Genomic DNA, 21047 nt, shown 5'->3' on the forward strand with positions numbered 1-21047 from the left:
TTGTGCTGAGCTGTGAGGCTTCTCCGCAGATCAGCGCACCCGCCCTCCTCCGGACGCATCAGCGGCAACTGACGGGTACGTGCAAATTATTTGGGATGCCCCGGAATCGGAACACAGGGGCACTCCGGCTCGTTGTCATTACGTGAGCACGACACAGACACCACCTGTTCTCGCCGCAGAGCTGGCAGAGGCGTGGGCCGATATTCAGCGGTACCACCCCGAACTGCCCGATCTGGCCGCGCCCGAGTCCCTGATCGGAGAGTCGTCGTCCGCCTGCGGACACGAGCTCTCCTTCGAGCGACTGCTCCATGAGGCAGTCCATGGCATCGCCGCTTCGCGCGGCGTGCGTGACACGTCCCGTGCCGGTCGCTACCACAACCGCAGATTCCTTGCGATCGCCGAGGAGCTGGGCCTGGACCACCCCGACGAACCGCATCCCAGCAGCGGCTTCTCGCTGGTCCAGCTCAACCCCGAGGCGAAGCGGCGCTACCGGCCCACGATCGAGCGCCTCCAGCGCGCGCTCAAGGCCCACACCGTCGCCACCTCGGCGGACACCTCCCGTACCTTCCGCGGCCCGGCCGCCCGGCACGGCTCGTCCGGTGGCGGCGTCCGCGTCAAGGCGGTCTGCGACTGCGGTCGTAACGTACGGGTCGTCCCGTCGGTGCTGGCCCAGGCGCCGATCGTGTGCGGGGGCTGCGGCAAGCCCTTCCGCATCCCGGAGGTCGTGGGCGCGGCCTGAGGACGCGGCTGCTCGTGGCAGCCGCATCCCGCAGGTCGGGTTGCGCACACCCGCGCCGGTCACCTCCCGGCGCCGGGTGTCGCTTCCGTATGGGCGGGGGCATCCTCCCCGGTCGGGCGGGCCGCCAGGGTGTGGCACAATGGCTAGCTGTACTCGACAGCCGCACAGGAACCCTCTCGCCTCCGGCTGACGCGTCCATCGGGCACTCGGGTACCGCAACCCCACGCGGCCATCTCGCCGTGCCCAACCACGTCAAAACCAGGAGAACCCACTCCCGTGGCAGTCAAGATCAAGCTGAAGCGTCTGGGCAAGATCCGTTCGCCTCACTACCGCATCGTCGTCGCCGACTCCCGTACCCGCCGTGATGGCCGGGCCATCGAGGAGATCGGTCTGTACCACCCGGTGCAGAACCCCTCGCGCATCGAGGTCGACACGGACCGCGCGCAGTACTGGCTGAGTGTCGGCGCGCAGCCGACCGAGCCCGTGCTCGCCATCCTGAAGCTCACCGGCGACTGGCAGAAGTTCAAGGGCCTGCCGGCCCCGGCTCCGCTGCTCGTGGCCGCGCCGAAGGCCGCTCGTCCCGTGTTCGACGCCCTTGGTGGCGACGACGCGAGCAAGGGTGAGGCGATCACCCAGAAGAAGAAGGCCGACAAGAAGGACGAGGCTACGGCCGAGTCCGAGTCGACCGAGGCCTGAGCATGCTCGAGGAGGCTCTCGAGCACCTCGTGAAGGGCATCGTGGACAACCCTGACGATGTGCAGGTCGCCTCGCGCGACCTGCGTCGTGGGCGCGTGCTGGAGGTCCGGGTACACCCCGACGACCTCGGCAAGGTGATCGGTCGCAACGGCCGTACTGCTCGCGCTCTGCGCACCGTCGTGGGTGCCATCGGCGGCCGAGGTGTCCGCGTCGACCTTGTCGACGTGGACCACGTCCGCTGACGTTTATCGCACACCGGCTCGGGCCGGGGAGGGCCTGCGGGCCGTCCCCGGCCCGTCGTCGTACTACAGGAGATCAAGCACAGTGCAGCTGGTAGTCGCTCGTATCGGCCGTGCCCACGGCATCAAGGGCGAGGTCACCGTCGAGGTACGCACCGACGAGCCGGAGCTCAGGCTCGCGCCCGGCGCCGTCCTGGCCACCGAACCCGCCTCCACCGGCCCCCTGACCATCGAGACGGGCCGTGTCCACAGCGGCCGTCTCCTCCTGCGCTTCGAGGGCGTCAGCGACCGCACCGGCGCCGAGGCCCTGCGCAACACCCTCCTGATCGCCGAGATCGACCCGGAGGAGCTGCCCGAGGAGGAGGACGAGTACTACGACCACCAGCTGATGGACCTCGACGTCGTCACCAAGGACGGCGAGGAGGTCGGCCGGATCACCGAGATCTCGCACCTGCCCTCCCAGGACCTCTTCATCGTGGAGCGGCCCGACGGCAGCGAGGTGATGATCCCGTTCGTCGAGTCGATCGTCATCGAGATCGACCTGGAGGAGCAGCGCGCGGTCATCGATCCGCCGCCCGGCCTGATCGACGACCGCGCGGAGATCGTGTCCAGCCGGGAAGAGTCCGCAGAGGACGCCGACGCATGAGGCTCGACGTCGTCACGATCTTCCCCGAGTACCTCGAACCGCTGAACGTCTCCCTCGTCGGCAAGGCACGCGCGCGTGGACAGCTGAATGTGCACGTGCATGATCTGCGCTCCTGGACCTACGACCGCCACAACACGGTCGACGACACCCCCTACGGCGGCGGCCCCGGCATGGTCATGAAGACCGAGCCCTGGGGCGACGCCCTGGACTCCGTCCTGGCCGACGGCTACGAGACGGGCTCCGGTACGCCCGCGCTCGTCGTGCCCACGCCCAGCGGCCGGCCCTTCACCCAGGAACTCGCCGTAGAACTCTCCGAGCGGCCCTGGCTGGTCTTCACGCCCGCCCGCTACGAAGGCATCGACCGGCGGGTCATCGACGAGTACGCGACCCGGATGCCCGTCTACGAGGTGTCCATCGGCGACTACGTGCTCGCCGGCGGCGAGGCGGCCGTCCTGGTCGTCACGGAGGCCGTGGCACGGCTGCTGCCGGGTGTCCTGGGCAACGCCGAGTCCCACCGCGACGACTCCTTCGCGCCCGGGGCCATGGCCAACCTCCTGGAGGGGCCGATCTACACCAAGCCGCCCCAGTGGCGCGGCCAGGGGATCCCGGACGTGCTGCTCAGCGGCCACCACGGCAAGATCGCCCGCTGGCGGCGCGACGAGGCGCTCAAGCGCACGGCCGCCCACCGGCCCGACCTGATCGAGCGCTGCGAGCCCAAGACCTTCGACAAGAAGGACCGCGAGATGCTCTCGATCCTGGGCTGGTCACCGGACCCGGCGGGGGAGCCGTACGGCCGATTTTGGCGCAGGCCGGACGGCGTGGAAGAATAGGTCGCTGTTGTGCGTCGTCCGGCGTGCGCCCCTGCCACAGGGGGACATGACGCCCGCCCCGACACGGACAGCATCCTTCCCTTCACCTAACTCCCGTCGGTGACCTGTGGCATCGATGAAGAAAGCAGACGAAATGTCCCACCTGCTCGACATCGTCGACGGCGCCTCGCTGCGCACCGACATCCCGGCCTTCCGCCCGGGTGACACCGTCAACGTCCACGTCCGCGTCATCGAGGGCAACCGCTCCCGTGTGCAGCAGTTCAAGGGCGTAGTCATCCGTCGCCAGGGCGCCGGTGTCCGTGAGACCTTCACGGTCCGCAAGGTCTCGTTCTCCGTCGGCGTCGAGCGCACCTTCCCGGTGCACACCCCGATCGTCGAGAAGATCGAGCTCGTGACCCGTGGTGACGTCCGTCGCGCGAAGCTGTACTACCTCCGTGACCTGCGCGGCAAGGCCGCGAAGATCAAGGAGAAGCGCGACAACTGAGCTTGATACGGGGTTCATATCGGGGCCGGATAACATCTGGCTCCGATGGACACCGAAGCACAGCACACGGAGCGCGACCGCTCCTCCCGTCCTTCCGACTCCGAGGCCACCTCGGACACCGAAGGGCCGGAGGACCGGTCGCGTTTCGCGTTGGTGTCGCGGGTCGCGGAGTGGCTGCCGGGCGGCCGGATCACCCTGACTGCCCTGGTCTGTCTGGTGTTTCTGCTGCTGCTCAACACGTTCTTGGTCCAGCCATTCCACATTCCTAGCGGATCCATGGAATCCGGATTGAGGATCGGCGACCGCGTTCTCGTAAATAAGTTGGCGTACCGTTTTGGTGCTCATCCGAGGCGCGGCGACATCGTGGTGTTCGACGGAACCGGCTATTTCGGGGACGCCGACTACATCAAGCGCGTTGTGGGTGTGGGGGGAGACCACGTGGTCTGCTGCGACGAGAAGGGGAGGCTCCAGGTGAACGGGCGGTCGGTCGACGAGACGGCGTTCCTGTACCCCGGTGACGCTCCGTCCACCGTGGCTTTCGACGTGGTCGTGCCCGACGGCACGCTGTTCGTCCTCGGTGACCACCGCGGCGACTCAAGTGACTCCCGGGACCACCTGGGCGACCCGGGCGGAGGCATGATTCCTGTTGGTGACGTCATCGGGCGAGCCGACTGGGTCGTCTGGCCCGCCGGGCACTGGACCCACCTCGTCCGACCCGGCGCCTACGCGCGCGTACCCGCCGCGGACGGCGCCCATGGGTAACCGCGGCAAGCCCCGCGGCGCCACACCGCCGGGCGGCTCCTTCGGGAACGAGAACCTGCTGCCGACCGGTTTCCGGCGCGCGGGCGCGGGCGCGCTCGCCCCGGCCGGGGGAGCCGGCCGCAGCCGGGCCGAGCGGCGCAAGCTCCAGCGCAAGGTCAAGCGGCGCAGACGGCGCTCCGCGGTCCGGGAGATACCGCTCCTGGTCGGAGTCGCGGTCCTCATAGCCCTGGTCCTGAAGACCTTCCTCCTCCAGGCGTTCGTGATCCCGTCGGGCTCCATGGAGCAGACGATCCGGATCGGCGACCGGGTCCTGGTCGACAAGTTCACCCCGTGGTTCGGCTCCGAGCCCAAGCGCGGTGACGTCGTCGTCTTCCACGACCCGGGCGGCTGGCTCGCGGACGAACAGACCACCAAGAAGAACGACCCCATCGTGGTCAAGCAGGTCAAGGAAGGCCTCCAGTTCATCGGCCTGCTGCCGTCCGACAACGAGAAGGACCTCATCAAGCGGGTCATCGGCGTCGGCGGTGACCACGTCAAGTGCTGTGACGCGCAAGGCCGGGTGACCGTCAACGGCGTTCCGCTGACCGAGGCCGACTACCTGTATCCGGGGAACGCCCCGTCCGAATCGAAGTTCGACATCACCGTTCCCAAGGGCCGGTTGTGGGTGATGGGCGACCACCGCGGCAACTCGGCGGACTCCCGAGCCCACCAGAACACCAGCTACGGAGGCACGGTCGCGCTCAGTTCGGTGGTCGGGCGGGCCAAGGTGATCGCCTGGCCCATGGGCCACTGGACCAGCCTGAACGAACCTAAAACCTTCGCATCGGTTTCCAACTCCGTGTCGGGGACGACCGCCGGTCCCGAACTGTCGCATAGGGTTGCCCCGGTCGATCCGAACGGATCGGCCCAACTCCCGAGCCCTGCGGAACTCCCGCTCGTTATGGGAGTGGTGGGCCTGCGCCGAGGATGGGGCAGGCGGCGGCACAGAGTAAGGAGTTGGCGTGGGGGATGTGGCGGTTGGCGCACGGTCCGGACACGACGGCGAGGAGCACCGCGGACGTCCCGTGGAAGCACCGGACCCGGTCGCGGACAGCGCCGTGACCTCCGGGAGTGACTCCGGAGCTGACGAGGACGGTACGGCGCCGGGCGACACGACCCGCACCGAGGAACGGGGACCGGGCGATCCGCCCGCCCAACCCAGGAAGCCGCGCTCCTTCTGGAAGGAGCTGCCGATCCTGGTCGTCATCGCGCTCGTCCTCGCGCTGCTGATCAAGACGTTCCTGGTGCAGGCGTTCTCGATCCCCTCCGACTCGATGCAGAACACCCTCCAGCAGGGTGACCGGGTCCTGGTCGACAAGCTCACCCCGTGGTTCGGCTCCGAGCCCGAGCGCGGTGAGGTCGTCGTCTTCCACGACCCGGACAACTGGCTGGCGGGCGAGCCGGCGGCGAACCCGAACGCCCTGCAGACGGTGCTCAGTTGGATCGGCCTGATGCCGTCCGCCCAGGAGAAGGACCTCATCAAGCGGGTCATCGGCGTCGGCGGCGACACCATCTCCTGCAGCGGCACCGGCCCGCTGACGGTCAACGGCAAGGCGCTGAACGAGCCGTACGTCTACCCCGGCAACACCCCGTGCACCAACGACGACCAGGGCGGCCAGTTCACCGTCAAGGTCCCCAAGGGCGACATCTGGGTGATGGGCGACCACCGGCAGAACTCGCGGGACTCGCGCTACAACCAGTCCGACAAGCACCACGGCATGGTCCCGGTGAAGGAGGTCGTCGGCCGCGCGATCGTCAAGGCCTGGCCCATCAACCGCTGGGGCACGCTGCCGGTCCCGGACACCTTCGACCAGGCGGGCATCAACACCCAGGCCTCCGCCTCCCGGCTCCTGACGGCCGCTCCGGAGGGCCTCGCCCTCGTCGGTGTCCTGCCGTTGGCACTGTGGCGTCGTAGGCGCTCGGCCAAGACCGAGTAAAGGCCTTGTAGAGCTTGTGACCTTGGTCCCGGAGGAAGGGCTGACCACCCTCGGTACCGCCGGGTAGGGTGCGGACCCATGGGTGGCGAGAGCGCAACACGTACGGCCCCGCGTGCCGGCGGTGGCACAGGCAAGGGCCCGGTGGGCAGCCGGACCGGACAGCGGTTGTCCGGACTGGCCGTCGCGCTGGGCCTTGTGCTGTTCCTCGGAGGATTCGGCTGGGGAGCGGTCGTCTACCGGCCGTACACGGTGCCGACCGGTTCGATGACGCCGACGATCGACGCGGGCGACCGGGTGCTGGCCCAACGGGTCGACGGCGACGAGGTGCGCCGCGGTGACGTCGTGGTCTTCACGGACAAGACCTGGGTGACGAACGCGCCCGTGGTCAAGCGTGTGGTCGCCGTCGGCGGGGACACCGTCTCCTGCTGTACGAACGGCAAGCTGGTCGTCAACGGCAAGCAGATCGCCGAGGACTACCTCAAGGGCGGGCCGGCCGAGATCAAGACGATCCCCGCGGTGAAGGTCCCCAAGGGCCGCCTGTTCCTCCTCGGCGACGAACGCCAGGGCTCCCTGGACTCCAGCGCCCACCTCACGGACGTCGCCGCCGGCACCGTCGCGAGCAGCGCCGTGAGCGCCCGCGTGGACGCCGTCGTCTGGCCCATGAAGGGCATGTTGGAGCGCCCCACCGGCTTCGAGCCGCTCGGCGCCCTCTCCCGCCCCGGCCCGCTGAGCACGATCGTCGCCTTGATCATCGCGGGCGCGGTGCTCGTCCTCGGCGGCGGCGCCTACGGCCCGATCGCCAAGCTGGCGGCCGGCCGCCGTACCCGCACCCGGACGGAGCCCGCCGGTGCCCGCTGAGGCCACCGAGGAGGGCGCCTACGGCGACTCGTACGAGGGCGGTCTGCGCAAGGTCGCCCGGGTGATCCTCCTCGACCCGCAGGACCGCATCCTGCTGCTCCACGGCCATGAGCCGGACGATCCGTCCGACGACTGGTGGTTCACGCCGGGCGGCGGCCTGGAGGGCGACGAGACCCACGAGGAGGCGGCGCTACGGGAACTCGCGGAGGAGACCGGCATCACCCAGGTCGAACTCGGCCCGGTGCTGTGGACGCGGACCTGTTCCTTCCCGTTCGCGGGCCGCCGCTGGGACCAGGACGAGTGGTACTTCCTGGCCAGGACGTCCGCCACGGCCGAGGGCGTGCCCGGCGCCACGGCCCTCACCGAGCTGGAGCGCCGCAGCGTCTCCGGAGCGCGTTGGTGGACGTGCCGGGAACTGGACCGGGCGCATGAGACGGTGTATCCGACCAGACTCGCCGAGCTGCTCCGCAGGCTGCTCGACGAAGGTCCCCCGGCCGGGCCCGTGACCCTCGACACCGAAATCGTCTAGGGGCTCACGGGACTGGCGCACAATGGTGGGATCGCACGGGTGAAGGGGAACATGCCATGAGCGCCGAGGACCTCGAAAAGTACGAGACCGAGATGGAGCTGAAGCTCTACCGGGAGTACCGCGATGTCGTCGGTCTGTTCAAATATGTGATCGAGACCGAACGGCGCTTCTACCTCACCAATGACTACGAGATGCAGGTGCACTCGGTTCAGGGTGAGGTGTTCTTCGAGGTGTCCATGGCGGATGCCTGGGTGTGGGACATGTATCGACCGGCTCGCTTCGTGAAACAGGTCCGCGTGCTCACGTTCAAGGACGTGAACATCGAGGAGCTGAACAAGAGCGATCTGGAGCTGCCGGGCGGCTGACGGCGGTGCGGGTGACGGCGGCTGCCCGTGGGGTGGCTGTCACTCGTGTGGGTGACGGAGTTTTCCACAATCACTGAACGGTCCACCAAGATCCACTTGGTGGACCGTTCTGCGTGACGGTTGGTGCCGGAGGTGGTGCCGACATGAACGCACGCAGTGCACTCGGCAAGTACGGCGAGACAGTGGCCGCACGACGGCTGGTCGCCGCCGGGATGACGGTCCTGGAGCGCAACTGGCGCTGTGGCAGGACCGGAGAGATCGACATCGTGGCGCGGGACGGGGACGTCCTGGTGGTCTGCGAGGTCAAGACCCGGCGGAGGGGCGCCTTCCAGCACCCGATGGCCGCCGTCACACCCAAGAAGGCGGAGCGCCTACGAGGCCTCGCCGCGCGGTGGATCCACGCGCACGGGGGAGCCCCGCCGGGAGGAGTCCGTATCGACTTGGTGGGCGTCGTCGTGCCCCGGCGCGGCAGGGCCGTGGTCGAGCACGCCCGGGGGGTGTTCTGAGATGGGGTTCGCTCGTACGTGTTCGGTGGCGCTGGTGGGCGTCGAGGGTGTGGTCGTCGAGGTGCAGGCCGACCTCGAACCGGGCGTCGCGGCGTTCACGCTGGTGGGACTGCCCGACAAGAGCCTGACGGAGAGCAAGGATCGGGTGCGGGCCGCGGTCGTCAACTCGGGAGCGCCCTGGCCGCAGAAGAAACTGACCGTCGGGCTCAGCCCGGCGTCGGTGCCGAAGAGCGGCAGCGGGTTCGACCTCGCCGTGGCGGCGGCCGTCCTCGGTGCGGCCGAGCGGATCGATCCGCGCGTGCTCGCCGACATCGTGATGATCGGCGAACTGGGCCTGGACGGACGGGTCCGGCCGGTCCGGGGCATCCTGCCCGCCGTACTGGCCGCGGCCGACTCCGGATACGAGCAGGTCGTCGTCCCGGAGTGCGCCGCCGCCGAGGCGTCGCTCGTGCCCGGGGTATCCGTGTTGGGCGTCCGCACCCTGCGGCAGCTGATCGCCGTACTAGCCGACGAACCGGTCCCCGACGAGGACCCGGACGAGCTGGGACGCCCGGACCCGCTGCTCGCCGGGTTGCGTATGCCCGGCACGGGCGCGGCCACGGGGATGCACAGTGTGGGCGCGTCCCAGCACGACCCAGGGCACGATCTCACCGATGTCGTCGGCCAGTTCTCGGCGCGGACGGCCGTGGAGGTCTCGGCGGCCGGCGGCCATCATCTGTTCCTCGAAGGCCCGCCGGGTGCCGGGAAGACGATGCTCGCGGAGCGGCTGCCCGCGGTCCTGCCCCGGCTCGACCGGCAGGAGTCCCTGGAAGTCACGGCGGTGCACTCGGTGGCGGGCCTGCTGCCTCCGGGCAAACCCCTGATCGACGTCGCTCCTTACTGCGCCCCGCACCACTCGGCCACGATGCAGGCGCTCGTCGGGGGCGGGCAGGGGATCGCACGGCCCGGGGCGGTGTCGCTTTCACACAGAGGGGTGCTTTTTCTGGACGAAACGCCAGAATTCAGCGGTCAGGCCCTCGACGCGCTGCGACAGCCGCTGGAGGCCGGGCATGTGGTGATCGCGCGCAGTGCGGGCGTGGTCCGGTTCCCGGCTAGGTTCCTGATGGTGCTCGCGGCCAACCCCTGTCCGTGCGGCCGTTTCTCGCAGACCGATGATCTGTGCGAGTGCGCGCCGATGTCGATCCGGAGGTACCAGGCCAGGCTCTCCGGGCCGCTGCTCGACCGGGTGGACCTGCGGGTGGAGGTGGACCGCGTCACGCGTGACCAGCTCACCGGGCGCGGTTCGCGGGGCGAGTCCACGGCGACGGTCGCGGACCGGGTGCGGGCGGCCAGGGAGCGGGCGGCGGCGCGGCTCGCGGACACGCCCTGGCGCACCAACAGCGAGGTGCCCGGCCGCGAACTGCGCAGCCGCTGGCACGCCGAGCGCGGCGCGATGGACGAGGCCGAGCGCAGCCTGGAGCGCGGTGCGCTCACCGCGCGCGGGCTCGACCGGGTGCTGCGCGTCGCCTGGACGGTCGCGGACCTGGTCGGCCACGACCGACCCGGCGCGATGGATGTCGCCCTCGCGCTCCAACTGCGCACGGGCGTACCGCGAGGCGTGCCGATGGCTATCGGGGCGATGACGTGACCCGGGCCGATGGTTCGGGCGGGGTCAACGACGGGATGGGGGTCGATGGGTGGGCCGGGAGTTCTGATCGGGCTGGGGTTGATGGCGCGGGCGGGGCCAAGGGTTGGGCCCGGATCGAGGGCGCGACCGGGGGTGATGGCCGGACCGGGATCGGGGGCGTGAACGGGGTCGATGGGTGGGCCGGGAGTTCTGATCGGGCTGGGGTTGATGGCGCGGGCGGGGCCAAGGGTTGGGCCCGGATCGAGGGCGCGACCGGGGGTGATGGCCGGACCGGGATCGGGAGTGTGAACGGGGTCGACGGGTGGGCCGGGAGTTCTGATCGGGCCGGGATCGATGGCGCGGGCGGGGCCAAAGGCCGGACCGGGGCCGATGGTGCGACCGGGGGCGGTGGCTGGGCTGGGAGTCCTGACCGGGCTGGGACTGATGGCGCGGGCGGGGCCAATGACCGGACCGGGATCGAGGGCGCGACCGGGGGTGATGGCCGGATGGAGGTCGATGGCTGGGCCGGGAGTCCTGATCTCGCCGGGGCTGATGACGTTGGCGGGGCCAAAGGTCGCGCCCGGACCGATGGCACGACCGGCACCGGTCAATTGAGCGGGGCCGATGGCTGGGACGGGACCACTGGCGCGACCGGGACCGATGACCGCGTCCGCGCCGATGGCCGGGACGGGTCCGGTGATGAGATCGGGGCCGACCACGTGACCCGAGCCGGTGACATGACCCGTGCCGGTGACGCGGGCGGGGTCAATGACAGGACGGGGGGCGATGGCCGGGTCAGGGCCGGCCATGTGATCTGGGCCGATGGCCGGGTCGGGACCGATGGCCCGGCCGGGGCCGACGATGCGACCGGGGTTGATGACCGGATCGGGACCCATGACGTGGGCGACGATCTGCTCGCCCGCGTCTTTCTGACCCGGGTTGTCGAACCCGGCGACGAGGTCGCCGGCCGGTGGGTCCGGGAGCTGGGGGCCGTGGAGGTCGCCCGGCGGCTCGGGAACGGAGGGCCGCAGCTCACCGGGGTGACCGACAAGCGGTGGGCCGGGCTGTGCGCACGGGCCGGACTGGTCGAGCCCGGGCGGGACTTGGCCGTCGCGCAGGATGCCGGCGTCCGGTTCGTGTGTCCCGGTGATGTCGAGTGGCCCGCCCAGCTCGACGATCTCGGAGACGCGCGGCCGATCGGACTGTGGGTGCGCGGGCATCCCAACCTGCGGGTGTTGGCACTCAAGTCGGTCGCCGTCGTCGGCGCCCGCGCCTGCACCGAGTACGGCGCGCACATGGCGGCCACCCTCGCCGCCGGACTGGCCGAACGCGGCTGGGTGGTCGTGTCCGGCGGAGCCTACGGAGTCGACGGTGCCGCCCATCGCGGCGCCCTCGGCGCGACCGATGTCACCGTCGCCGTGCTCGCCTGCGGCGTCGATCGGCCTTACCCGCGCGGGCATGCCGAGTTGATCCGGAGGATCGCCGAACAGGGGCTTGTGGTCGGCGAGTTGCCGCCCGGCGAGCATCCGACGCCGAGCAGGTTCATCCTCCGGAACCGGGTGATCGCCGCGCTCACCAGGGGCACTGTGGTGGTCGAGGCCGCGTACCGGAGCGGGTCCCTCGTCACGGCGCGGGCCGCGCAGCGGTTGGGGCGCCACACGATGGGGGTGCCCGGGCCTGCCACAAGTGCACTGTCCGCAGGGGTGCACGAACTGCTGCGCGGGGACGCGGTACTGGTCACCGACGTGGCGGAAATCGTCGAACTGGTCGGCGGCATGGGCGAACTGGCCCCCGACCGACGCGGACCGGTGCTCCCGCGCGACCTGTTGGAGCCGGCCGCCCGGCGCATCCTCGCCGCACTGCCCGGCAACAGGGCCGCATTGCCACGGGAGATCGCGCGCGGCGCGCAGACCACGGAGGACGACGCGATCGCGAGACTGTACGAACTCCGAGCACTTGGTTACGTCGAACGACACGGCGACGGCTGGAAGTTGACACGCCAGGCGATGATCTCGGTCCGGCCCGATCGGGGGCGCCGCTGACCGAGCGTGTTCGGCCGTCCGGGGGAACCCCGACGCCCTTGGGAATTCCCGCAGTTGGCGCATTCCGGTGATCACGCAGAGCAATCGGAGCGACCCGTTCCGGCACCCTCTCGAACGCGTCCGTGCCCGGTCCGAGCCCCGCCCTTCGCACACCGCGACACTCCAGTCACGCTACGCTCACGGGGATTCCGGCACAGACCGGCATCTCCCCATCACTCCGACAGCTCACCCAGGCACCCCCACTTCACAGCAGAACGGCACAAGGCGACGAATGCCCCAGCACACCTCCGGGTCCGACCGGGCGGCGATCCCCCCAGCCGCCCGCGACGGTGGCAGCGTCCGGCCGCCGGCTCCCTCGACGCTCGACGAGCTGTGGCGGTCGTACAAGACGACGGGCGACGAGCGGCTGCGTGAGCAGCTGATCCTGCACTACTCGCCGCTCGTGAAGTACGTCGCGGGACGGGTGAGCGTCGGGCTGCCGCCCAATGTGGAACAGGCGGACTTCGTGTCGTCGGGGGTGTTCGGACTGATCGACGCGATCGAGAAGTTCGACATCGAGCGGGAGATCAAGTTCGAGACGTACGCGATCACCCGCATCCGGGGCGCGATGATCGACGAACTGCGCGCGCTGGACTGGATTCCGCGCTCGGTGCGGCAGAAGGCGCGGAACGTGGAGCGGGCGTACGCCACGCTGGAGGCGCGGCTCAGGCGCACGCCCAGTGAGGGCGAGGTTGCCGCCGAGATGGGCATCGCGGTGGAGGAACTCCACGCCGTCTTCAGCCAGTTGTCGCTGGCCAACGTGGTCGCCCTGGAGGAGCTGCTGCATGCCGGCGGCGAGGGCGGCGACCGGCTCAGCCTGATGGACACCCTGGAGGACACGGCCGCCGACAACCCGGTGGAGGTGGCGGAAGGGCGGGAGCTGCGGCGGTTCCTGGCACGGGCGATCAACACACTGCCCGAGCGCGAGAAGACCGTCGTCACGCTGTACTACTACGAGGGCCTCACGCTCGCCGAGATCGGCAACGTGCTCGGGGTGACCGAGAGCCGGGTCAGCCAGATCCACACCAAGTCCGTGTTGCAGCTGCGGGCCAAGCTGGCGAGTTTCGGCCGTTGAGCAGAAGACGTACCGCCTTCTCGACCTCGCAGAATCGTGCCTGCATGGCCCTTGTCACTCCCGTCGGACGTGCACCGTCCGTAGAGTGGTTGACGTGCCAAGGATTCGAGCGGCCTCCGTGGCCGAGCACCGGTCGATGCAGCGAGCCGCCCTGCTGGACGCGGCTCGTTCCCTGCTGTCCGAGGGTGGGACGGAGGCGTTGACCTTCCCGGCCCTGGCCGAGCGGACGGGGCTGGCGCGGTCGTCCGTGTACGAGTACTTCCGCTCTCGGGCCGCTGTCGTCGAGGAGCTGTGCGAGGTCGACTTTCCCGTCTGGGCGGCGGATGTGTCGGCGGCGATGGAACGTGCTGACTCGGCGGAGGGCAAGGTCGAGGCGTATGTGCGGCAGCAGCTTGCGTTGGTCGGGGATCGGCGGCATCGGGCTGTTGTTGCCATCTCCGCGAGCGAACTCGATGCGGGGGCTCGGGAGAAGATCCGTGCCGCGCATGGGGGGTTGGTGGCGATGATCGTCTCGGCGCTCGGGGAGATGGGGCATGGGGAGCCTCGGCTGGCGGCGATGTTGGTTCAGGGTGTTGTTGATGCGGCGGTCCGCAGGATCGAGCTGGGGGCGGCGGAGGATCCCTCGGTGATTACTGAGGCTGCGGTGAGTATGGCTTTGCGGGGGGTTCAGGGGTGAGTTTCGTCCGCGGGCCCGGTGGGGGCTGGGCGCGCAGTTCCCCGCGCCCCTAAAAGGAGCGGGGTCACAGAACCGGCAACAGACGTGACGGGCCCCGATTCAGCAGCCACGGCGGCAGTAGCGCCAGCGGGTCCAGGTACGTCTCTCCTCTCAGTAGGCCCCAGTGCACGCACGTCGTTGCGCAATGGGAGCCGGTGATTTCCGCGGTGCCTACCACCTCGCCCGGTTCCACCTCGTCGCCCTTCTTCACCGTCGCCGTCACTGGCTCGTACGTCGTGCGTAAGTCCGTGCCGGTCAGTTCGACCGCGACCACCCCTCTCCCCGCCACCCGACCCGCGAAGGACACCCGGCCCGCCGCCACCGCTCGTACCTCGGCGCCGGCCGGGGTCGCCAAGTCCACGCCCCGGTGGCCCCGGGCGTAGACCGTCGCCGGGGGTTCCCAGCCGCGTAGGACCAAGGGGTGGGAACCGACGGGCCAGGTGCGGGCGATGGCCGGTACTGAGGGGGCCGGGACTGCGGGTACGGGTGGTGGGCTGTCGTTCGCCCGGGCCGTGCAGGTCGAGAAGGTCAGCAGCAGGCCCAGCAGTAACGCCAGGGCTGCGCGCACAGGAAGGTCACGTCGTCGCGTTCGCATGGCACAAACCGTGCCGTATCCGAGTCGATCATGGCCGGGACCTGTGGACCGACGAGGGGCTGTGGACAACGGCGTCACCCGGTGCCTCGCGGGTCCCGTACACTTCCTTTGGCGATCCGGGTCACCGGGTCGACTTCGCACGCCCCGGCATCCGGTCCTCCGTCGTAAGACGAAACCGGTGTCAGCGCTCCTCGGTCCTCTGGGCACGCGCACGTGGGCGTCAGGCGCGAGTGCCGTCCGGTGCTCGCGGCACAACCGAGTAAATCAAGGAGAACGGCCATGGCCGTCGTCACGATGCGGGAGCTGCTGGAAAGCGGCGTCCACTTCGGTCACCAGACCCGTCGTTGGAACCCGAAGATGAAGCGCTTCATCTTCACGGAGCGCAACGGCATCTACATCATCGACCTGCTCCAGTCGCTGTCGTACATCGACCGCGCCTACGAGTTCGTCAAGGAGACCGTCGCCCACGGCGGCACGGTCATGTTCGTCGGTACGAAGAAGCAGGCGCAGGAGGCCATCGCCGAGCAGGCCACCCGCGTCGGCATGCCCTACGTCAACCAGCGCTGGCTGGGCGGCATGCTCACCAACTTCTCCACCGTCTACAAGCGTCTGCAGCGCCTCAAGGAGCTCGAGCAGATCGACTTCGAGGACGTCGCCGCGTCCGGTCTCACCAAGAAGGAGCTTCTCGTGCTCTCGCGCGAGAAGGCCAAGCTGGAGAAGACCCTCGGTGGTATCCGCGAGATGTCCAAGGTTCCCAGCGCCGTCTGGATCGTGGACACCAAGAAGGAGCACATCGCGGTCGGTGAGGCCCGGAAGCTCAACATTCCGGTCGTCGCCATCCTCGACACGAACTGCGACCCCGACGAGGTCGACTACAAGATCCCGGGCAACGACGACGCGATCCGCTCCGTCACCCTGCTCACCCGCGTGATCGCCGACGCCGTCGCCGAGGGCCTCATCAGCCGCTCCGGTGTCGCCGCCGAGGCCAAGGGTGACAAGGCCGCCGGCGAGCCGCTCGCCGCGTGGGAGCGCGACCTGCTCGAGGGCGAGAAGAAGCCTGACGAGGCTCCGGCCGCCGAGGCCGAGGTGCAGACCTCCGCCGAGACGGAGAAGGTCGCCGACGCCGAGCAGGCCGACGAGGTTCCCGCCGCTGAGGCCGCTGCCGAGGTCGAGGCCCCCGCCGCCGAGGCCGCTCCGGTCGCCGAGGCTGAGGTCGAGGCCGCTCCGGCCGCCGAGGCCGAGCAGGCCTGACCCGGCCAACGGCCTGACCTTCCGGGCCAAAGGGCTGACTGAAGTGACGGCGGGTGGTGCGGACCGCGCCACCCGCCGTTCATCCACAGCCCCTAGATCTTCGTAGCCCGTAGATCTTTGGCGGAAGCCCGCTCACCACGCGGCCGCCGCCGACTTCGAGACTTCGAACTCCGAGAAGAGATTTTCAGATCATGGCGAACTACACCGCCGCCGACGTCAAGAAGCTCCGCGAGCTCACCGGCGCCGGCATGATGGACTGCAAGAAGGCCCTGGACGAGGCCGACGGCAACGTCGAGAAGGCCGTCGAGGCGCTCCGTATCAAGGGCCAGAAGGGCGTCGCCAAGCGCGAGGGCCGCTCCGCCGAGAACGGCGCCGTGGTCTCCGTCATCGCCGACGACAACACCTCCGGTGTCCTGGTCGAGCTGAAGTGCGAGACGGACTTCGTCGCCAAGGGCGAGAAGTTCCAGGCCGTCGCCAACCAGATCGCCCAGCACGTTGCCGCCACCTCCCCGGCCGACATCGAGGCGCTCCTCGCCTCCGAGATCGAGTCCGGCAAGACGGTTCAGGCGTTCGTCGACGAGGCCAACGCGAACCTGGGCGAGAAGATCGTCCTGGACCGCTTCGCCCAGTACACCGACGGCTACGTCTCCGCGTACATGCACCGCACGATGCCCGACCTGCCCCCGCAGATCGGTGTCCTCGTCGAGCTGGACAAGCCGAACGCCGAGGTCGCCCGCGGTGTCGCCCAGCACATCGCCGCCTTCGCGCCGAAGTACCTGGCCAAGGAGGACGTGCCGGCCGAGGTCGTCGAGTCCGAGCGCCGCATCGCCGAGGAGGTCACCCGCGCCGAGGGCAAGCCCGAGGCCGCGATCGCCAAGATCGTCGAGGGTCGCGTCAACGGCTTCTTCAAGGACGCGACGGTGCTCGGTCAGCCGTACGCGCTCGACCCCAAGAAGTCCGTCCAGAAGGTTCTGGACGAGGCGGGTGTCACCCTGAAGCGCTTCACGCGCATCAAGGTCGGCATCTGAGTCCGTACCGCGATCGACGCGCGGCGCCCCGCGGAATCCCGCTAGGGTCGTCAGCAGTCGAGCCGGTACGCCGTCGCGCACGCGCGCGTGGCGGACGACAGCAGATCTGACGAGGAGGCCATTGCCGAGCATGGGATGCGAACCACACCCCACCGGCAGTGGCCTTCTTCGTATGTGCGACCACGTAAAAGAGGCGAGAACGTCATGACCACCAAGCCCCAGAAGACCGACGACGGCAAGGTACGCGGCCGGTTCATGTTGAAGCTGTCCGGAGAGGCCTTCTCCGGCGGCGGTGGCCTGGGCGTCGACCCCGATGTGGTGCACAAGATCGCCCGTGAGATCGCGGCCGTCGTACGGGACGGCGCGGAGGTCGCCGTCGTCATCGGCGGCGGCAACTTCTTCCGCGGCGCCGAACTCCAGCAGCGCGGCATGGACCGGGCCCGCTCCGACTACATGGGCATGCTCGGCACGGTGATGAACTGCCTCGCGCTCCAGGACTTCCTGGAGAAGGAGGGCATCGACAGCCGCGTCCAGACCGCCATCACCATGGGTCAGGTCGCCGAGCCGTACATCCCGCTGCGCGCCGTGCGCCACCTGGAGAAGGGCCGCGTGGTCATCTTCGGCGCCGGTATGGGCATGCCGTACTTCTCCACCGACACCACCGCCGCCCAGCGCGCCCTGGAGATCAACGCCGAGGCGCTGCTGATGGGCAAGAACGGCGTGGACGGGGTCTACGACTCCGACCCGAAGACCAACTCCGAGGCCGTCAAGTTCGACTCGCTCAGCTACGGCGAGGTCATCACCCAGGACCTGAAGGTCGCGGACATGACCGCCATCACGCTGTGCCGCGACAACAAGCTTCCGATCCTGGTCTTCGAGCTTCTGGCGGAGGGCAATATCGCCCGCGCCGTCAAGGGTGAGAAGATCGGCACGCTTGTGGGTGACCAAGGCAGCCAGGGCTGATGACCCTGACCGGGGGATGGACAATGTCCTGCCGGTCGGGAACCGTGCAGGAAGAAGACGCGACGCAGCCGGCCGCCGACGCCGACACAGCACAGCAGCCGGGCCTACTCAAGACACGCAGGAGCAAGTGGTGATCGAAGAGACCCTCCTCGAGGCCGAGGAGAAGATGGAGAAGGCCGTCGTGGTCGCCAAGGAGGACTTCGCCGCGATCCGCACCGGCCGTGCGCACCCGGCGATGTTCAACAAGATCGTGGCGGACTACTACGGAGCGCTGACGCCGATCAACCAGCTGGCTTCGTTCTCCGTGCCGGAGCCGCGCATGGCCGTGGTGACCCCGTTCGACAAGACCGCGCTGCGGAACATCGAACAGGCGATCCGCGACTCGGACCTGGGCGTGAATCCCAGCAACGACGGCAACATCATCCGAGTGACCTTCCCCGAGCTGACCGAGGAGCGCCGCAAGGACTACATCAAGGTCGCCCGGACCAAGGCCGAGGACTCCAAGGTGTCCATCCGCGCGGTCCGCCGCAAGGCCAAGGACGCCCTGGACAAGCTCGTCAAGGACAAGGAGTCCGGCGAGGACGAGGTCCGTCGTGCGGAGAAGGAGCTCGACGACACCACGGCGAAGTACGTCGCCCAGGTGGACGAACTCCTCAAGCACAAGGAAGCGGAGCTGCTCGAGGTCTGATGAACGACTCTTCCTGGGGAGCACCGCCACAAGCCGGGTACTGGGGGCCGTCCGACCAGGGGCCTGTCCAGGGGGCTGCCCCGGCGGGTCCCACGTACGATGCGCCTGAGGCGCAGCAGACTCGCCCCATGCCCATCGTGCCCGACGAGCCCGCATACGGCGGACACCAGGATGACGACCGGGGGGCCGCTCGGCTGAGCGGCCCCTTGTTCCGCGACGAGACGCAGCAACCGCCGTACGACGTACGGCAGTCACAGCCGTACGACCCGCGGACGCAGCCCTCTGACACGCCGCAGGCGCAGCCCTACGGGGCGGTGCCGCAGAATCCGGAGCCCATGCCCGACGTCCCGCCACCGGCGCCCGCCCCGCAGAAGAAGAGCGCGGGCCGGGACCTCGGTGCGGCCATAGGGGTCGGCGTCGGGCTCGCCGTGGTGATCATCGCGTCCCTCTTCGTGGTGAAGGCCGCGTTCGTCGGAGTGATAGCGGTCGCCGTCGTGGTCGGCCTGTGGGAGCTCACCTCGCGGCTGCAGGAGCGCAAGGGCATCAAGGCGCCCCTAGTGCCCCTGGCGGTCGGCGGCGCCGCGATGGTCGTCGCCGGTTACGTCCGGGGTCCTGAGGGAGCCTGGGTCGCCATGGCGCTCACGGCGCTCGCCGTCCTCGTCTGGCGGATGACGGAACCGCCCGAGGGCTACCTCAAGGACGTCACGGCGGGCGTCTTCGCGGCGTTCTACGTGCCGTTCCTGGCCACGTTCGTCGCCCTGATGCTCACCGCCGACGACGGCGCCTGGCGGGTCCTGACATTCCTGCTGCTGACCGTGGTCAGCGACACCGGGGCGTACGCCATCGGCTGGCGCTTCGGCACGCACAAGCTCGCCCCGCGCATCAGCCCCGGAAAGACCCGCGAGGGCCTGTTCGGGGCGGTGTCCTTCGCGATGGTGGCGGGCGCGCTGTGCATGCAGTTCCTGATCGACGACGGCAGCTGGTGGCAGGGCCTGATCCTGGGCCTCGCGGTCGCGGCCAGCGCCACGCTGGGCGACCTCGGCGAGTCCATGATCAAGCGCGACCTCGGCATCAAGGACATGGGCACGCTGCTGCCGGGGCACGGCGGCATCATGGACCGGCTGGACTCCTTGCTGCCGACGGCTCCGGTGGTGTGGCTGTTGCTGGTGCTGTTCGTCGGCTCCGGCTGAGAACCGGCCGGCTTACGGAGCGGTTGACCTGCGGTTTTGCGTACGAGGGGCTCGTTGTCCACAGGGCGGCGAGTCCCTCTTCGTATGTCTGCGACACTGGTAGGGCCATGCCTAAGCCCGGAGAACTCACATTCGTCGCCCCCCGCGGAGCCCAGAAGCCGCCGCGGCACCTTGCCGATCTCACGCCCGCCGAGCGCAAGGAAGTCGTCGCCGCGATCGGGGAGAAGCCGTTTCGCGCCAAGCAGCTCTCGCAGCACTACTTCGCGCGGTTCGCGCACGACCCGGCGGAGTGGACCGACATCCCCGCCGGTTCGCGCGCCAAGCTGCAAGAGGCGCTGCTTCCTGAACTGATGACCGTCGTACGGCATCTGTCGACCGACCAGGACACCACCCGCAAGACGCTGTGGCGGCTGTTCGACGGGACGCTCGTCGAGTCCGTGCTGATGCGGTACCCGGACCGGGTCACCATGTGCATCAGCTCGCAGGCGGGGTGCGGGATGAACTGCCCGTTCTGCGCGACCGGTCAGGCCGGGCTCGACCGCAATCTGTCGACCGGTGAGATCGTGCACCAGATCGTCGACGGGATGCGGGCGTTGCGGGACGGAGAGATCCCCGGTGGTCCCGCGCGGCTGTCCAACATCGTCTTCATGGGGATGGGCGAGCCCCTCGCCAATTACAAGCGGGTCGTGCAGTCGATCCGTGCCCTCACCGACCCCGAGCCGGACGGCCTCGGCCTCTCGCAGCGCGGGATCACCGTCTCGACCGTCGGACTGGTCCCGGCGATCCACCGGTTCTCCGACGAGGGCTTCAAGTGCCGGCTCGCCATCTCGCTGCACGCGCCCGACGACGAGCTGCGCGACACCCTGGTCCCCGTGAACACCCGGTGGAAGGTGCGCGAGGTCCTCGACGCGGGCTGGGAGTACGCGGCGAAGTCGGGGCGCCGACTGTCCATCGAGTACGCGCTGATCCGCGACATCAACGACCAGGCGTGGCGCGGTGACCGGCTCGGCCGCCTCCTCAAGGGCAAGCCCGTGCACGTCAACCTGATCCCGCTGAACCCGACGCCGGGCTCGAAGTGGACGGCCTCCCGCCCCGAGGACGAGAAGGCGTTCGTCGAGGCCATCGCGGCCCATGGGGTGCCGGTCACCGTCCGGGACACCCGTGGCCAGGAGATCGACGGAGCGTGCGGCCAGCTCGCGGCCACCGAGCGGTAATCTTCACCCGT

At 69.4% G+C, this 21047-nt stretch carries 24 protein-coding genes; 23 read left to right on the forward strand and 1 reads right to left on the reverse strand.

The annotated features are described in order from the left end of the window. Positions 1-142 precede the first annotated feature (142 nt). From OG588_RS35885 to OG588_RS35965, 17 genes are all read left to right on the forward strand, one after another. A complete protein-coding gene (locus OG588_RS35885; RefSeq protein WP_019058697.1) occupies positions 143-739 on the forward strand; it encodes a hypothetical protein in 597 nt (198 codons plus the stop codon). Between the two features lie 276 nt (positions 740-1015). Then, positions 1016-1435 (forward strand): 30S ribosomal protein S16, encoded by a 420-nt coding sequence (gene rpsP, locus OG588_RS35890; RefSeq protein ID WP_266862722.1) that lies wholly within the window; start codon positions 1016-1018, stop codon positions 1433-1435. Between the two features lie 2 nt (positions 1436-1437). Continuing rightward, positions 1438-1677: an RNA-binding protein gene (locus OG588_RS35895; protein ID WP_005479813.1), complete on the forward strand. Its 240-nt coding sequence runs from the start codon at positions 1438-1440 to the stop codon at positions 1675-1677. Between the two features lie 82 nt (positions 1678-1759). Further along, a complete protein-coding gene (gene rimM, locus OG588_RS35900; RefSeq protein WP_405950857.1) occupies positions 1760-2320 on the forward strand; it encodes a ribosome maturation factor RimM in 561 nt (186 codons plus the stop codon). After that, entirely contained in the window at positions 2317-3150 is an 834-nt protein-coding gene (trmD, locus tag OG588_RS35905) for a tRNA (guanosine(37)-N1)-methyltransferase TrmD (RefSeq protein ID WP_393759431.1), read from the forward strand. The genes rimM and trmD overlap by 4 nt, the downstream gene beginning before the upstream one ends. A 133-nt stretch (positions 3151-3283) precedes the next feature. Continuing rightward, a complete protein-coding gene (gene rplS, locus OG588_RS35910) occupies positions 3284-3634 on the forward strand; it encodes a 50S ribosomal protein L19 (protein ID WP_019058701.1) in 351 nt (116 codons plus the stop codon). A 45-nt stretch (positions 3635-3679) separates the two neighbouring features. Beyond that, positions 3680-4396, forward strand: a complete 717-nt coding sequence (lepB, locus tag OG588_RS35915) for a signal peptidase I (RefSeq protein WP_266862724.1) — start codon at positions 3680-3682, stop codon at positions 4394-4396. Further along, the gene (gene lepB, locus OG588_RS35920) at positions 4389-5510 is read left to right on the forward strand and encodes a signal peptidase I (protein ID WP_405950858.1); all 1122 of its coding nucleotides are present in this window, start codon (positions 4389-4391) and stop codon (positions 5508-5510) included. Before lepB (OG588_RS35915) ends, lepB (OG588_RS35920) begins: the two co-directional genes overlap by 8 nt. Then, positions 5398-6372, forward strand: coding sequence for a signal peptidase I (gene lepB / locus OG588_RS35925; RefSeq protein ID WP_405950859.1), 975 nt, complete (start codon positions 5398-5400; stop codon positions 6370-6372). The genes lepB (OG588_RS35920) and lepB (OG588_RS35925) overlap by 113 nt, the downstream gene beginning before the upstream one ends. Before the next feature lie 78 nt (positions 6373-6450). Further along, positions 6451-7230, forward strand: a complete 780-nt coding sequence (gene lepB / locus OG588_RS35930; protein ID WP_405950860.1) for a signal peptidase I — start codon at positions 6451-6453, stop codon at positions 7228-7230. Continuing rightward, complete coding sequence (locus tag OG588_RS35935; protein WP_405950861.1) at positions 7220-7759, forward strand: NUDIX hydrolase; 540 nt, start codon at positions 7220-7222, stop codon at positions 7757-7759. The genes lepB (OG588_RS35930) and OG588_RS35935 overlap by 11 nt, the downstream gene beginning before the upstream one ends. 56 nt (positions 7760-7815) lie before the next feature. Continuing rightward, positions 7816-8124: a DUF2469 domain-containing protein gene (locus OG588_RS35940; RefSeq protein WP_003965949.1), complete on the forward strand. Its 309-nt coding sequence runs from the start codon at positions 7816-7818 to the stop codon at positions 8122-8124. A 143-nt stretch (positions 8125-8267) separates the two neighbouring features. Beyond that, positions 8268-8630: a YraN family protein gene (locus tag OG588_RS35945; RefSeq protein ID WP_405950862.1), complete on the forward strand. Its 363-nt coding sequence runs from the start codon at positions 8268-8270 to the stop codon at positions 8628-8630. A gap of 1 nt (position 8631) precedes the next feature. Further along, entirely contained in the window at positions 8632-10257 is a 1626-nt protein-coding gene (locus tag OG588_RS35950; protein WP_405950863.1) for a YifB family Mg chelatase-like AAA ATPase, read from the forward strand. An 878-nt stretch (positions 10258-11135) separates the two neighbouring features. Then, entirely contained in the window at positions 11136-12278 is a 1143-nt protein-coding gene (gene dprA / locus OG588_RS35955; RefSeq protein ID WP_405950864.1) for a DNA-processing protein DprA, read from the forward strand. Between the two features lie 271 nt (positions 12279-12549). Continuing rightward, positions 12550-13392: an RNA polymerase sigma factor WhiG gene (gene whiG, locus OG588_RS35960; protein WP_019058710.1), complete on the forward strand. Its 843-nt coding sequence runs from the start codon at positions 12550-12552 to the stop codon at positions 13390-13392. Positions 13393-13510: 118 nt separating this feature from the next. Next, positions 13511-14068 (forward strand): TetR/AcrR family transcriptional regulator, encoded by a 558-nt coding sequence (locus tag OG588_RS35965; RefSeq protein ID WP_405953292.1) that lies wholly within the window; start codon positions 13511-13513, stop codon positions 14066-14068. A gap of 64 nt (positions 14069-14132) precedes the next feature. On the opposite strand, the gene OG588_RS35970 is transcribed toward OG588_RS35965, so the two are convergent. Further along, a complete protein-coding gene (locus tag OG588_RS35970) occupies positions 14133-14702 on the reverse strand; it encodes a murein hydrolase activator EnvC family protein (RefSeq protein ID WP_405950865.1) in 570 nt (189 codons plus the stop codon). Between the two features lie 279 nt (positions 14703-14981). Between OG588_RS35970 and rpsB the strand changes: the two genes are divergently transcribed. The 6 genes from rpsB to rlmN all read left to right on the forward strand — a co-directional run bounded on the left by rpsB (position 14982) and on the right by rlmN (position 21036). Next, positions 14982-15953: a 30S ribosomal protein S2 gene (rpsB, locus tag OG588_RS35975; protein WP_405950866.1), complete on the forward strand. Its 972-nt coding sequence runs from the start codon at positions 14982-14984 to the stop codon at positions 15951-15953. A gap of 191 nt (positions 15954-16144) precedes the next feature. After that, positions 16145-16981, forward strand: a complete 837-nt coding sequence (gene tsf / locus OG588_RS35980) for a translation elongation factor Ts (protein ID WP_019058714.1) — start codon at positions 16145-16147, stop codon at positions 16979-16981. Between the two features lie 204 nt (positions 16982-17185). After that, on the forward strand, positions 17186-17944 hold the full coding sequence (pyrH, locus tag OG588_RS35985) for a UMP kinase (RefSeq protein ID WP_019058715.1): 759 nt from the start codon (positions 17186-17188) through the stop codon (positions 17942-17944). 130 nt (positions 17945-18074) lie between these two features. Further along, the gene (gene frr / locus OG588_RS35990) at positions 18075-18632 is read left to right on the forward strand and encodes a ribosome recycling factor (RefSeq protein WP_019058716.1); all 558 of its coding nucleotides are present in this window, start codon (positions 18075-18077) and stop codon (positions 18630-18632) included. Next, entirely contained in the window at positions 18632-19822 is a 1191-nt protein-coding gene (locus OG588_RS35995) for a phosphatidate cytidylyltransferase (RefSeq protein ID WP_405950867.1), read from the forward strand. Before frr ends, OG588_RS35995 begins: the two co-directional genes overlap by 1 nt. A 107-nt stretch (positions 19823-19929) precedes the next feature. Beyond that, the gene (gene rlmN / locus OG588_RS36000) at positions 19930-21036 is read left to right on the forward strand and encodes a 23S rRNA (adenine(2503)-C(2))-methyltransferase RlmN (protein ID WP_405950868.1); all 1107 of its coding nucleotides are present in this window, start codon (positions 19930-19932) and stop codon (positions 21034-21036) included. Positions 21037-21047: the final 11 nt, after the last annotated feature.

Origin of the sequence: Streptomyces prunicolor, assembly GCF_045162825.1 — a bacterium.
Lineage (GTDB): Bacteria > Actinomycetota > Actinomycetes > Streptomycetales > Streptomycetaceae > Streptomyces > Streptomyces prunicolor.

Coding starts and splice junctions, on each gene's coding strand:
- OG588_RS35895 (WP_005479813.1), top strand. CDS start 1,438: ATGCTCGAGGAGGCTCTCGAGCACCTCGTGAAGGGCATCGTGGACAAC.
- trmD (WP_393759431.1), top strand. CDS start 2,317: ATGAGGCTCGACGTCGTCACGATCTTCCCCGAGTACCTCGAACCGCTG.
- rplS (WP_019058701.1), top strand. CDS start 3,284: ATGTCCCACCTGCTCGACATCGTCGACGGCGCCTCGCTGCGCACCGAC.
- lepB (WP_266862724.1), top strand. CDS start 3,680: ATGGACACCGAAGCACAGCACACGGAGCGCGACCGCTCCTCCCGTCCT.
- lepB (WP_405950858.1), top strand. CDS start 4,389: ATGGGTAACCGCGGCAAGCCCCGCGGCGCCACACCGCCGGGCGGCTCC.
- lepB (WP_405950860.1), top strand. CDS start 6,451: ATGGGTGGCGAGAGCGCAACACGTACGGCCCCGCGTGCCGGCGGTGGC.
- OG588_RS35940 (WP_003965949.1), top strand. CDS start 7,816: ATGAGCGCCGAGGACCTCGAAAAGTACGAGACCGAGATGGAGCTGAAG.
- OG588_RS35945 (WP_405950862.1), top strand. CDS start 8,268: ATGAACGCACGCAGTGCACTCGGCAAGTACGGCGAGACAGTGGCCGCA.
- OG588_RS35950 (WP_405950863.1), top strand. CDS start 8,632: ATGGGGTTCGCTCGTACGTGTTCGGTGGCGCTGGTGGGCGTCGAGGGT.
- whiG (WP_019058710.1), top strand. CDS start 12,550: ATGCCCCAGCACACCTCCGGGTCCGACCGGGCGGCGATCCCCCCAGCC.
- OG588_RS35970 (WP_405950865.1), bottom strand. CDS start 14,702: ATGCGAACGCGACGACGTGACCTTCCTGTGCGCGCAGCCCTGGCGTTA.
- rpsB (WP_405950866.1), top strand. CDS start 14,982: ATGGCCGTCGTCACGATGCGGGAGCTGCTGGAAAGCGGCGTCCACTTC.
- tsf (WP_019058714.1), top strand. CDS start 16,145: ATGGCGAACTACACCGCCGCCGACGTCAAGAAGCTCCGCGAGCTCACC.
- pyrH (WP_019058715.1), top strand. CDS start 17,186: ATGACCACCAAGCCCCAGAAGACCGACGACGGCAAGGTACGCGGCCGG.
- OG588_RS35995 (WP_405950867.1), top strand. CDS start 18,632: ATGAACGACTCTTCCTGGGGAGCACCGCCACAAGCCGGGTACTGGGGG.
- rlmN (WP_405950868.1), top strand. CDS start 19,930: ATGCCTAAGCCCGGAGAACTCACATTCGTCGCCCCCCGCGGAGCCCAG.